Below are 12,821 nucleotides of genomic sequence, written 5' to 3'. Positions count from 1 at the left end.
CCTAAAGGAAGAATATATGCTTCCTTTAGAACTAAGTTCTAATGCTCTAGCTAAAAAATTGGGTGTAACACCGACTCGTATAAACGATATCGTTTTAGAACGTCGTGCTATTACAGCAGATACAGCATTACGTTTGGCTCGTTTTTTTGGTGGTGATGCTGAAAGTTGGCTGAACTTACAGCATTTATATGATTTAAAGATTGCATACGAAAAAGCTGGTAAGACTATTGAAGAAACAATTACGCCCTATGACACTGATTTAGCATTCGCATAGAGCTAGATTCTTTCCCCCAACTTATCCTCAGAAAATGTGGATAATTTCTGAAATAAAAGATTTGAAAAACCAAGATAAAATTATAAATAGCGCGTTTTTTAACCTATTTTATTGGCAATAAGTGACAAAAGTGTTCATAAAAAAGCCGACATGTTTCCGAGTCGGTTTTTTGGTGATTTTTCGCTTGGTGTTATCTATTTAAGTTACTGATAAATAATGATTAAGCGGGAAATAGTTCGCATAACGGCAATTATGTTAAGCAAGACTTATTTTGCAATGTAACAAGCTAAAAAATATGTAATCTCTAACTGATTTACGGCAGTGTAAAAATTATTCAAAATAAGTATTCACAATTTCATATTCTACTTATTAAAATAAGTAAAAGAGGTTATTATGAATAATACAAGAGTATTTAATTTAACTTCATCTCCTATTCTAATCACAGATACAGAAAGTTATATTCAAGCAGTAAACGGAGAGTTTCTGTTTATATTTTCTGATGAAAAACCATCACTCACTGAGTGTAAAAATGCACATCAAGATACACAATTTAAGACTCAAAAAAATTTTGGTAAGTTATGGGCTTGGAAAAAATATTCTTGGAAAACAAAACTAATTGTATCTGACTGAATGAATAATTATGCTAAATTAAGCTTATTCTTATTCAGTAGCAATTTAAGTTAATGGATCAACCTCTTATAACCACTTATGCATCTTCTGATAAGACAAGTCAGTACAACATGGCTGTGTGCTTTAGAGATGGTATAGATATTGAGCAAGACTATACTCAGGCATTTAAATGGTTTTGTCTAGCTGCCGATCAAGGCTTAGCATTGGCTCAATACAATGTTGCTTTTTTTTATGAAAATGGCTTAGGAGTCATACAAGATTTAAGCAATGCTTTTAAGTGGTATAAAATATCTGCAGAACAGGGATTAGATATTTCACAATATAGTTTAGGTATGATGTATCTGATAAATATAAAAAATAAAAAAGATTATATTGAAGCACATAAATGGCTCATACTTGCAGCAAATCAAGGCTTAGATGAGGCTAGCTATAGTTTAGGTATGATGTATAAATTAGGTCTAGGGGTTACAAAAGATAAGACTGAAGCAATTAGGTGGTTTAATTTAGCTTCTAAATTAGATTTAGCTCAAAAAGAATTAAAACTAATTTAATTATTAGTACTTTACGTTCACAATAACACTATCTGTATATGTTCCTGGCATACTTGCAATATTCTGATTGCTTGGAATCCGTCCATAAACAATATTTGTTTGTGCTATACCGCTTGCTATATTTGAGATGCCATCTAAATTATCCCAAACGGTAGAGTAATTCCTATCTTGATAAAGTTGATAAGGGATATAGTTTCCATTATTAACCATTTGTCGATAAGAGTTTGGAATCCGATGATTTCCATCACCTAAATAAACAGTATAAGGTGTTCCTGAATTACATATTGTTGAAATAGCGCCTTGACTATCATAGTTTTTCGAACTCGTACCTATATCAAAAATATTTCCAAAATTGATATCTGATGTTGAACTGATTTGGCATAAAGAAGGCACAATGTAGTTTGCATTTAGATTAATTGTACCCTGTTCATAAGGTGCTATATTTGAACAAGAGGCAAAACCTAAAAAGTTGAACCCTGTATACCAATTGAGTGTAAGTGTACCTATATAATTTCCTATAGGATAAGCAATTAGTGAATTGGAATTAGCAGGTACCGTCACTGTTATAATATATTTATATATATTTCTTCTATAAGAGTTTGGATCTGCTGAGAATTGATTCCATATGGAAGAATTGAGCGTCGTTGAGTCACTTCCATTAAAAGATCCAGTTATAGTATATGGAAATGAGTTTCCTCCATTTGTAGAGGTATGGTATTCTGGGTAAAATTTGCCTGTAAGCAATATTATTAAAAATAATAGAAGGTGTACATCTAATTTCACCCTCATAAGTAATGCTAGCATCTTGTGTAATATTAGCTGCGTTGTAATTGTAAGTTTTTACAGTTTTACCTATCGTAGAACATGAGGCATGAACATGATTAGAGATAGTCAAGAAAGAAAATAATATAAATATATTTATTAATATATACTTAAAATAAGATTTTTTTGTCGATTTATCCATATAGGTTCATATTGGAATGAATTAAACATTTAATATATAAATTAAATAATATATTTAGAGGTTAAGGGAACTCTGCTATCCCTTAACCTCGAAGATAGAAATCTTCTCATTTAATTATTACAATAAATTTATTTAAAACCAAGTTTTTTTTATTTTTATAAGAAAGTTATAAATTAATCCATTGTAAGCCTTTATCCATATCTTAAATATTTCAATCTTTATAGAATAAATAATAACAAAAAAAATAATTCTGGCGTCTGTAAGGTATTCGTGTTTTCACTAGCAATCAAGTGGGAATACAAATACCTTATTTTTATCTAAATATATTATGAAGAGCTATTCAATTTTTCTATTTTCAAAGGGATAAAAAACATCAGCAATCCTCCTAAACTTAATAAAATACCCACACCAAAAGGAGAAAGCCAACCCAAATTATGTTCTAAAGTTAATCCTCCAAGAAAAGCACCTAATGCATTTGCAAAGTTAAAAGCAGAATGATTAAGAGAAGCTGCCAAAGATTGAGCATTACCAGCCACATCCATAAGTCTTGTTTGTAAAGGTGCAATGAGCCCCATCACTGTAATTCCAATTAAAAATAGGGCTACAACAGCAGTATAAATACTATGCATCATGAAGAATGATAAAGAAAATGCAATTGTAGAAAATATGAGGATACCAATAATTGTTTTGGTATTATTCTTATTTGCAAAATAGCCAGCGATAAAGTTACTGCACACCATACCTACCCCCAAATTGCTAATACAACAGGAATCAAATCACTTTTTAGATGTGTATACTTGGTAAGTATAGGAGATATATAACTATAAACGGCAAATATTTCGCCAAAACCAATCGCAGCAACAGAAAGTGTTAGCCACATATTTATATTTCTAAAACCTCAACCACCCAGTGCTAGGGCAAGTAGAATAAAGAACATAGGGTGTTTTTTCATATAGTTCCTCATTATTTCTCTTAAAATAAGTAAAGCCTTATAAAATTAATTTTTATATTCTCAATAAATAAAAGACCTACTTAGAAGTAGGTCTAATTTATTAAGATAGATATTATATTTCTTTAAATATTAGTCACTTTTTTTAGCACCCAGGCGACCACCAATAACGCTTACTAACGCACCCAAGAATAAACCAATAAATGCCCATAATGCAGCTTTTGCAGCAGCTTTAGTAGCAATAGCAGCTTTTTCTTTGGCATCTTGTTTCAGTGCTTGATATTTAATCTTAGCATCGTTAATACTGCTTTGAGCCTGATTAAAAGCTTGATTAACTTTCTGTACTGCAACATCTCTTTCTTTTAGAAAATTTTCAACAGCTTGATCAGCTTCTTTACTTGTCATACTGCTATTTTTAGCAAGAGCATTTTTTATTTCATCTTTACTAATAGAATTATTAATAGATTGAAGGCGATTTTTTAATGAAGTCGTTAAATCATTAATAATTTCATCACTATTCTGAGGATGAATTGCAATATTTTTAATAGATGACTGTATTTTACTTTTAGCCCAATCTAATTGGCTATTTAAATAATTTGGTTGTAACTCTGGTATTCCACTTTTTTTCAAAGCAGTAATTACATTTTTATTCCCATTATCTACGAGGGTAGAAGAATCAGGTAAAAGATCACTAAAATCATTATCTTGAAAGATTTCTACTGTATTTTTTCCTAGTGACGAAGCAACACTTCCGGATGCTGACGTAATAGATCCCAAAATATTTCCTGTTAAATTAAGCGTACTTGTTAACGTGGATACACTAATAAATATTCCGAAAATTAAAGCCAAACACCATACTAGAAATCCATGCACACTACCATGAATACCAGCAAGTTTCCCTGAAAAGAAACTTCCTATTGCTAAACTAAGTAGTAAAGAAATTCCTGTCCAAATGCCTAATGTAGTACCTGATCCATTACCAATATCTGTATTAGATAAAGGATCTAGCATTGAAAATCCTAGAGCTATTCCTAAAATTGACAATAAAAAAGAAATGGCCAAGACAATTAGAGTGCCAGCAAAAATACTAGCCCATGAAATTCTTTTTTTGAATGTTGTTTCGATATGAGTCATATTTTTCCTCTATTTTACTACTTTAATTGAGTTTTCTTTGCTTTATTTTTAAAAATTATAGGATAAAAATATTTATTAAATCAAATATGTAACATTTATTTACGTAGAGCAAATAAAATATAGATTCAAATTTTTTATGATCTAGCCCTGTAAAAAATATACTTAACTCTGAATATACCCTGATAGTTACAAAAAACTAATATCGGAAACAAGTTTACATTCTTTTAAGATCATGTATGAAACTACTATATAACCTTGTATAACAAGAAAGAGATAAAAATGATCAATAAGTTTAATATACATGCTCAAAAACAAGAATTTCCAGGCAGTGATACGGATCTAAATCCACCTGCTGAATTTATTTCTAAGGACTATTTCGGTAGTAAAAAATTAGAGGGAAAAGTCGCTTTAATTACAGGAGGAGATAGTGGAATAGGTCGCTCAGCTGCTTTCCATTTCATTAAAGAAGGCGCTGAGATAGCTATTACATATATGAAAGGTTATGAATCCGAAAGAATTGATGCCGAGTGGGTAAAAAAATGGGCTGAAAATGAAGGGGGTATCTGTAAAATATATCCCGTTGATTTACGAAATAGCCAAGAGTGTGTAGACCTTATTAAACATGTACTCTTAGACTTCAGCAAAATTAACATTTTAGTAAATAATGCTGGTACACAATACCCTAATGAAGATTTATCAACTTTAAGTGATGAACAATGGTTGAATACATTTGCTACAAATGTTCACTCTATGTTTTATTTAACTAAAGCAACTTTACCTCATTTAGAACAAGGCGATGTAATTATTAATACTTCTTCGGTCAATGGTTATTTAGCCCCCGGAAATATGGTGGACTACTCAACAACAAAGGGAGCACAAATCTCATTTACTCGTAGTTTATCTAACCAGCTTTTGAGCCGTGGGATTCGGGTAAATGCCATTGCACCTGGCCCTGTTTGGACTCCATTACAGCCAGCGACTCTTGGGCAATACAACCCTGAATTTGTAGAAAACTACGGTGGAAATTCGCCAATGGAAAGGTGTGCTCAACCAAGTGAAATTGGGCCTAGCTTCGTATTACTTGCAAGTGCTGATTCATCTTATATAACAGGTCAAACAATTCATCCTAATGGTGGGATGATGGTTGGTGGGTAAAGTCATTTCAAAACGCTTGAAGTGTTACAAGCTGTGAGAGACTATTTTTTGATCCTAGAAAAAGTGTTGATACTCAGAAAAAATCGCAGTAAACCGAGCAATTACTTCATCTAAAATCGCAGTATTCACTTTTTCTAAGAACTTTGCATGTCTCACTTCAAAATCTAAAGCTCTAGGTTGATCACAACGTACAATACCAGTCGTCCGACCACCTATGACCTCTACAGCAAAACCTGAATTACGGGCAAAGCGTCCACTCGATGTAATCGGTAAAACAATTGGCATTTTGGTTATTTCATTAAAACTCTTTGGTGAAATAACCAATACAGGACGTTTTCCTTGTTGTTCATGTCCAAGTGTAGGATCTAAAGAAATTAAGTAAATATCACCTTTATTCATTAAATTTCCTCTCGACCTACAGGTTTCATATCATTCCATGCATCTTGTTCAAGATTTAATTCTTGATGCTCTTTCAATAAATCAGCCAATTTATAAGATGGCTTTTTTTTAGGTTCAATTAGTAATTTTCCATCTTGAACATCTAATGACACTTCTTTACCAGCATCTAACCCCAATTTTTTCAACAAAGCTGGGGGTACGGCTAACATGATAGACCCTCCAACCTTTCTTAAATTTGTATGAACCATACCCACCTCAAAAGTTATACTTTAATATAACTTATTATCACTCATTCGATTTTTAAAGCAATCCGTTTTTGTATAAAAAACAAGAAAAGATGAATGCATCAAGAGTTTCATTTACAATATAAGTAATCGGATAATATCAATTAAGCAAGCCTACCTGTATATACAAAACTCTGCGAATTCTGATATAGCAGGGACTTGTTAGGGGTTTCACCCCTAAGACCCCAAAAGCACCAACCTCTGAGGATTTAAGCTATGCGAAGTAAAAGTAAAATTTTTAGAATAACGGAGCTACAGCTTGAGCAATTGGAAAAACATCTCGAAAAAGAAAGTACAAACTTCACAGACTTCATTCACTCATTAATACAACGTGAAATAATGCAAGATGCTATTACGGTTAAACCGCCAGAAGAAGAAAAGCCACCTAGAATAAAAACTAAAATCGTATTTGATGTGATCAAACGCTATCAAAAAACAGATCCTAGCTTATTACTTGAACTCTCTAAAATCGGGAATAATTTAAATCAAATCGCAAGAGCACTAAACATCATTAAAAATGCGAGTGTTGACGAACAAAAGAAGTTAGATATTTTGAGTATTTTTCTCGTTCTAAAAGATATTCAAACGGGATTAGAACAAATATTTCCAGCCCTCCCGGAAATTAAGAGACAAACCCCTGAACGACTACAAAAGCAATTGTCATCTATCGCGTTATCTGAGGAAGATGAACGTGCATATTAAGTTTTTAAAACATGGGAAAGGTTCAGCAGTACATGCTTCAGCATATGTTTTAGATCGATTAGATCATCAGAGAAATATCCGTGCAGGCGTTGAAGTTTTGCGCGGTGATGCCATGACATTTAATGCCGCGTGTATTGCGAACCCTCATCTCTGGAAATATACATCGGGCGTTATTGCATGGTCGAAAGAAGACAATCCAACAGATCAGCAAATTGAAGAAGTTTTAAATGAGTTTGAGAAACATGCTTTTGCTGGTTTAGACCCATGTCAATATCATCTCTTTGCTGTTTTACATATCGATGAGGACGGCTCAAAACATATTCATGTTTTAACACCGAGACTTGATCTACAGACTGGAAAAGCACTCAATATTGCCCCACCTGGCCACGAAAATCACTTTGATGCATTACGTGATTATCTCAACATCAAAAATGGATGGTCTCGCCCTGACGATTTGCTTTTGATGAAAACAACACAAGAGCCCAACCACATTGCAAAGCTGAACAAACAAGCCAAAAAAATTGTTTCTAATCAGATTTTACAGGACTTACCCAAAAAGCAGTTTTGCAACGTGATTGATAATTACGTCAAAACGTTATTACAGACTCAAATTGCGACAGACAGAAAAGATATTGTCGAATGCATCCGGCAGCTCAACGATGTAGAGAACGTTAAGCAAAGTACAAATTTTTTAACAGTGACACTTAGCAATGGAAAAAAACACAGACTCAAAGGCGATTTCTACACAGAAGAATTCGAAATTAGATCTTTTTCAGAGCATCTCAGCGCAGCAGCAGAAAGCAGAGCAACTGCAAGTCAGCTTGCAGAAGCTATCAGAGATGCTCAAGCAGTTAGAAACAAATATAGCGACAAGCGAGCAGCCTATCACTCAAAACAGCATGCTTTTAAAGCAAGTACAACAAACGACAACCGCTCTAGAATCGCGCCTGAGCTCGATATTGAGCGAAATCAGCAATCTGTCACCCGAACACATCCAAGAGATGATAGAGGGCTACAGCGCGAAAATAGACACACTGATGAGCGAATTATCAAATATCGATATGTCTCAGATGCGAAGCGTTCAGCAACGCATCAATTCATTTTCAACCTCAATCGAGAAATTACAGACCGAAATAAATCAGCAATTGATGAATATCAAAATCGATCAAGTGAGTTTACAGAACTCAATTCAAAGCCAAGTCGAGCAAGCAGTCGAAGCCAAGAAACAACATATCGAGACTACCGTAGAGAGTTTGTTGAACGACAAACTCAAGACACAGAAGAACTATCACATTTTGATTGCAACAGTGACGTTTTTCATATTGACGCTTTTCATGACTGGTTATCTGCTCTATCAAGCATTCATCAACAACAAATCAATCGCAGCACAAAACAAAATCATCTCAGAGAACGCAGCAATCATCGAGAACCAAAATCAATATATCAACAGCAGAAGATAGAACATGAAGACCGAAATAGATCAGTACCTGGCTCAACAAAACAACTTACTGAAAGAACAGAACGAACAATTGCAGAAGCAAATCGAGCAATACAAAGAAGTCGAGCAACAATTACAGCAACAGATCAAGGGCATCACAGAAGAGAACAAGAAGCAACAAACGTTAATATCACATCTCAATTCAGAGATATTAAAAATCGAGCAAGTCGACTTTTCAGCAACACTTTTTCAAAACTATCAAACAAACTTATTGAGTCAATTACAAGTACAGTCAGAACAAGCTTTGAATCAACTAAATTTGCAAAAGATTGTAGAGAAATTAGTAGACAGCAGAATGATGCAGACCCAAGAGAAAATAGAGCAACAACAAACGCAACTAACAGCAGCACTCTCGAAGATCTCACAGTTCAGGCCCTTAGAAAACTTGGAAACCGAGTTAGAGAATCAAGCGAAGCAAATGATCAAGCTGCAAGAAACCTTAAAGAACTTAATCACCTTAATCGACGACTAGATAACTTAATTAAAGATGGAATAAAAATCGAGCCTAAACCTGCCAGTCAGTTCAAGTATATTCGATATGACAGTTACTATCCTGATGCAGTTATAAGACATAAATCGCTTTCAATGGAGCAAGATCATGCGTTTGAACGAAGAGATGCCATTAGACTGATAAAAATCATTTCGAAGAAGACAGAGAACGTATTGGACTACATGCGTAATGCTGGCAATAACCGAGATATTTACCCTCCTCATTTTGAACTCATTAATAAGATGCGAAAAAATGATAAACGTATGCTGAAATACTTAGATTGCCAACGGATATTAGAATCTCAAAACAAGCATCTTGAAATTGGTATTCATGAATACAAAAAATGTTTAGATCACTTCAAAAAATTAGAAAATATTTATTCAGCATTTAAACATCCTCAGCCTATTGAGCATGAACAGCCTTCTATCAAAGTAGCTAAACCATTATTAAATGAACCTAAACGGCAAAATGAAAATAGCTTTGATATTGATGGTATGGATGGGCCTTAAAACATAATTTACAGAGCGAGTGTCTACGAGCGATCAACAGTAACTTGAATGTTCATTCTCTGATTACTGCTTTTTCTTTTGCTTTTAAAAATAAAGCGAAGCGATTTTATAAGATATTAAAAAAATAAAGGCTTTTAATAATAAAAAGCTTTTAAATGCTTTTAGGAGAGCTGAAAGCATTTAATAGTATGGCTTTTAGAGTTTATACATTGACATTTGGTTTGCAATACATTGACATTTGGTTTGCAATATTTTCATTATACATGGACGTTTGGTTTGCATATGTTGACTTAATAAATTAAGTAATTTATTGTCATTAAATAATATGTCATAAATAGTATTTTATAAATGAAAAAAGAATTAGTTGTAAAGGACAATGCTTTAATCAATGCTAGTTACAATCTTGATTTAGTAGAGCAACGTTTAATCCTATTGGCTATAGTAGAAGCAAGAGAGTCTGGTAAAGGGATTAATGCCAATGATCCTTTAGCTATTCATGCAGAAAGTTATATGAATCAATTTTCTGTACATCGAAATGCAGCCTATAAAGCACTAAAAATCGCTTGTGATAATTTATTTGCCCGACAATTCAGCTATCAAGAGCTAAATGAAAGAGGAAATATTGAGAATATTAAATCTCGATGGGTTAGTGAAATTCGTTATATTGAAAATGAAGCTATTGTAAAAATAATATTTGCACCTGCTATTATTCCTCTGATTACAAGACTAGAAAAACATTTTACGAGTTATGAGTTAAAACAGGTCAGTCATTTAAAGAGCCCTTATGCCGTGCGTTTGTATGAAATTTTAATTGCATGGCGTAGTACAGGAAAAACGCCTATTATTGATATTGCTGATTTTAGACAAAGAATTGGAGTATTAAATACTGAATATAAGCTTGTTGCTGACTTTAAGAAGCGTGTTTTAGAACCTGCTATTAAACAAGTTAGTGAGTACACTGATATTAAAGCAACGTATCAACAGCACAAGACAGGACGTACAATTAGTGGTTTTTCATTTAAATTTAAACAAAAACCACAGCTTGAAGTAAAAAAACCTGTAAATCCCAAACGTGATCCAAACACACCTGATTTTTTTGTTGAAATGACAGATGCCCAGCGTTATTTATTTGCGAATAAATTGTCTGAAATACCTGAAATGAGTAAATATTCGGAGGGGACTGAAAGTTACTCTCAATTTTCTGCACGTATCGCTGATATGCTTTTACAGCCTGAAAAGTTTAGAGCATTTTATTCTCATCTAAAGCGTGTTGGATTTCAATCTAGTTAAAAAATATACTCAGGTTTATCCACTTAATTTGTGGATAAATTCTCAAAATAGAGATTTAAATAACCAAGGCGCAAAATTTCATAAATCTATGCATAAGTGCGCCTCAGCCAAATCAGATAAAAATCTGTTTCATTTATTTAATACTGCCAATTTCTTTATCTTCATTTTTTCCTTTGAGCATTAGAGTTGTTTCTTTAATTCTTATTATTTTTCCCTCTGTATCTAATTTTGCGAATAGATAAACTTCTATTATTACTTCATCTCCATTATATTTTCTTGCTATAACTTGGTGGATATCTGCCAATGTATCTTCGCTTTTAACTTCTTCTACTAAATTGAAATGTGCTGACTGAATAATTTCTCTTAACTTCTTAAGATGTTCTATGAATCCTTGTCTATTATCCCATACTCCATTTGTACATTGCTCGTATTGATTACTGAAGTATGTATCTACAATTTGTTGAATTGTGTACTCTCTTCTATTTAGTATTTTATCTAATATGTTGATAATAAAATTCTTTCTCATAATCTAACTCCATATTATTAGTATTCTTATTTTAGATATTCGAATATTCTATTTGTACGTTATATGCAACATTGAATACGGTTAATCAGCCATCTTATGACTTCTCCCTTAATATCTATAAATAATGCTTCTTTGATTGAAGGACCAATAATACTCCCTACTCAAAGGGTAAATGATGACGTTAGAATTACTTCTAGTCATTCACATACTAGAGGACAATTAATTGGTACAAGATCAGGGTTACTATCTATTGAAAGTTTGAATAAAAAGTGGGTTGTTCCTATTACTCATGCTATATGGATTCCGCCGACTATAGAACATAGTCTTAGTTCACATGGTAGTTTCTCAGGTTGGAGTCTATATGTAAGAGAATCATCATGTAATTGTCTTCCGAATATCCCCTGTGTTCTTAAAATTTCTAACTTATTATATGAGTTGATTAATAGAACTATGACTTGGGATATCAATGCCTTTGATTCTAGACAGGAAAGGCTATCAGAGGTTCTTTTAGATGAGGTTACTACATTACAGAAAATGAATCTTGGAATATCCATGCCAACGGATCCTATATTATTGAAATTGGCTCAAAGCTTTCTTGAAAACTTGGATGATGATAGAAAAATTAAGGACTGGGCTTATGAAGGCAACATGTCGTCGAGAACATTAACACGTAAATTTACTTTAGAAACAGGATTTAGTTTTAATGAATGGAAGATCCGTATTCGTTTATTAAAAGCATTAGAGTTATTAGCCACAGGAAAACAAGTTAAGTCCATAGCACTAGAATTAGGTTATATGAATGTAAGTGCTTTCATTGCAACGTTTAAGAAAGTATTTGGTCAGACTCCAAAAGATTATATGAAATGATCGTGCGTATAATTCAAACCCGATAACAGTTAGTTTAGGATCTTTAATTTTTTCGGTGATTTATTAATTGTCTAGGTCCTTAATTGCTAGTTCAACAGTTTTTAAAAGTTCCTTGTGTTATACTGTATGCCGATATACAATATAATCGGTAGAGGACACCTACATTGATTAAAAGCTTTAAATGTGAACATACACGGCTACTATTTGAGACTGGTAAAAGTTCTAAATTCTCAGCTATTTTGAATGTCGCCACTCGTAAATTAACTATGTTAGATGCAGCCGTAACCTTAGAATTTTTGAGGTCTCCTCCCGGCAATCGATTAGAAAAATTGGAAGGTAATCGTTTAGGCCAGCATAGTATTCGTGTGAATGCTCAATGGCGGATTTGTTTTATTTGGACAGATCATGGACCCAGTGAGGTCGAAATAGTCGATTATCATTAATTATTTGAGGAATATATATGATTCATCATAATGGTATGAGAGCAGTACATCCGGGAGAAATCCTAAAGGAAGAATATATGCTTCCTTTAGAACTAAGTTCTAATGCTCTAGCTAAAAAATTGGGTGTAACACCGACTCGTATAAACGATATCGTTT

14 protein-coding genes and 1 pseudogene are annotated in these 12,821 nt (G+C 33.1%); 9 read left to right on the top strand and 6 right to left on the bottom strand.

The features are described 5' to 3' along the window. From BLS38_RS12675 to BLS38_RS12665, 3 genes are all read left to right on the top strand, one after another. Positions 1 to 274: HigA family addiction module antitoxin (locus BLS38_RS12675; protein ID WP_092750182.1), on the top strand; the 274-nt coding region annotated here is incomplete at its 5' end. 393 nt (positions 275 to 667) lie between these two features. After that, the gene (locus BLS38_RS12670; RefSeq protein WP_092750178.1) at positions 668 to 904 is read left to right on the top strand and encodes a hypothetical protein; all 237 of its coding nucleotides are present in this window, start codon (positions 668 to 670) and stop codon (positions 902 to 904) included. Positions 905 to 957: 53 nt separating this feature from the next. Continuing rightward, the gene (locus BLS38_RS12665) at positions 958 to 1,455 is read left to right on the top strand and encodes a tetratricopeptide repeat protein (protein WP_092750176.1); all 498 of its coding nucleotides are present in this window, start codon (positions 958 to 960) and stop codon (positions 1,453 to 1,455) included. Between the two features lie 3 nt (positions 1,456 to 1,458). On the opposite strand, the gene BLS38_RS12660 is transcribed toward BLS38_RS12665, so the two are convergent. The 3 genes and pseudogenes from BLS38_RS12660 to BLS38_RS12650 form a co-directional block, all read right to left on the bottom strand. Further along, positions 1,459 to 2,244 (bottom strand): Csu type fimbrial protein, encoded by a 786-nt coding sequence (locus tag BLS38_RS12660; protein ID WP_171258595.1) that lies wholly within the window; start codon positions 2,242 to 2,244, stop codon positions 1,459 to 1,461. A gap of 501 nt (positions 2,245 to 2,745) precedes the next feature. Continuing rightward, a pseudogene (locus tag BLS38_RS12655) lies at positions 2,746 to 3,317 on the bottom strand (MFS transporter); the annotation flags it as partial. Positions 3,318 to 3,500: 183 nt separating this feature from the next. Further along, complete coding sequence (locus BLS38_RS12650; protein WP_092750172.1) at positions 3,501 to 4,502, bottom strand: YrzE family protein; 1,002 nt, start codon at positions 4,500 to 4,502, stop codon at positions 3,501 to 3,503. Positions 4,503 to 4,781: 279 nt separating this feature from the next. On the opposite strand from BLS38_RS12650, the gene BLS38_RS12645 reads away from it, so the two are divergent. Continuing rightward, the gene (locus tag BLS38_RS12645) at positions 4,782 to 5,657 is read left to right on the top strand and encodes an SDR family oxidoreductase (RefSeq protein WP_092750170.1); all 876 of its coding nucleotides are present in this window, start codon (positions 4,782 to 4,784) and stop codon (positions 5,655 to 5,657) included. Positions 5,658 to 5,711: 54 nt separating this feature from the next. On the opposite strand, the gene BLS38_RS12640 is transcribed toward BLS38_RS12645, so the two are convergent. Together BLS38_RS12640 and BLS38_RS12635 are read right to left on the bottom strand one after the other, a co-directional pair. Next, on the bottom strand, positions 5,712 to 6,056 hold the full coding sequence (locus BLS38_RS12640; RefSeq protein WP_092750168.1) for a type II toxin-antitoxin system PemK/MazF family toxin: 345 nt from the start codon (positions 6,054 to 6,056) through the stop codon (positions 5,712 to 5,714). Continuing rightward, positions 6,056 to 6,304, bottom strand: coding sequence for an AbrB/MazE/SpoVT family DNA-binding domain-containing protein (locus BLS38_RS12635; protein WP_092750166.1), 249 nt, complete (start codon positions 6,302 to 6,304; stop codon positions 6,056 to 6,058). The genes BLS38_RS12640 and BLS38_RS12635 overlap by 1 nt, the downstream gene beginning before the upstream one ends. Positions 6,305 to 6,556: 252 nt before the next feature. Between BLS38_RS12635 and mobC the strand changes: the two genes are divergently transcribed. The 3 genes from mobC to repM all read left to right on the top strand — a co-directional run bounded on the left by mobC (position 6,557) and on the right by repM (position 10,829). Beyond that, the gene (gene mobC, locus BLS38_RS12630; RefSeq protein WP_092750164.1) at positions 6,557 to 7,042 is read left to right on the top strand and encodes a plasmid mobilization relaxosome protein MobC; all 486 of its coding nucleotides are present in this window, start codon (positions 6,557 to 6,559) and stop codon (positions 7,040 to 7,042) included. Further along, complete coding sequence (locus BLS38_RS12625; RefSeq protein ID WP_425283489.1) at positions 7,026 to 9,539, top strand: mobilization protein; 2,514 nt, start codon at positions 7,026 to 7,028, stop codon at positions 9,537 to 9,539. Before mobC ends, BLS38_RS12625 begins: the two co-directional genes overlap by 17 nt. Before the next feature lie 348 nt (positions 9,540 to 9,887). Then, a complete protein-coding gene (gene repM, locus BLS38_RS12620) occupies positions 9,888 to 10,829 on the top strand; it encodes a replication initiation protein RepM (protein ID WP_092750160.1) in 942 nt (313 codons plus the stop codon). Between the two features lie 133 nt (positions 10,830 to 10,962). On the opposite strand, the gene BLS38_RS12615 is transcribed toward repM, so the two are convergent. Beyond that, complete coding sequence (locus tag BLS38_RS12615) at positions 10,963 to 11,355, bottom strand: hypothetical protein (protein ID WP_092750158.1); 393 nt, start codon at positions 11,353 to 11,355, stop codon at positions 10,963 to 10,965. Positions 11,356 to 11,451: 96 nt separating this feature from the next. Here BLS38_RS12615 and BLS38_RS12610 point away from each other — a divergent pair, with 96 nt between their 5' ends. Both BLS38_RS12610 and BLS38_RS12605 read left to right on the top strand, forming a co-directional pair. Then, a complete protein-coding gene (locus tag BLS38_RS12610) occupies positions 11,452 to 12,222 on the top strand; it encodes an AraC family transcriptional regulator (RefSeq protein WP_092750156.1) in 771 nt (256 codons plus the stop codon). A 164-nt stretch (positions 12,223 to 12,386) separates the two neighbouring features. After that, a complete protein-coding gene (locus BLS38_RS12605) occupies positions 12,387 to 12,665 on the top strand; it encodes a type II toxin-antitoxin system RelE/ParE family toxin (RefSeq protein WP_092750154.1) in 279 nt (92 codons plus the stop codon). Positions 12,666 to 12,821: the final 156 nt, after the last annotated feature.

The organism is Acinetobacter boissieri (assembly GCF_900096955.1).
In the GTDB taxonomy this organism is placed as follows: Bacteria; Pseudomonadota; Gammaproteobacteria; order Pseudomonadales; family Moraxellaceae; genus Acinetobacter; species Acinetobacter boissieri.
The sequence above is the reverse complement of the archived record's forward strand: the minus strand, read 5'-3'. Positions and strand labels throughout refer to the sequence as shown.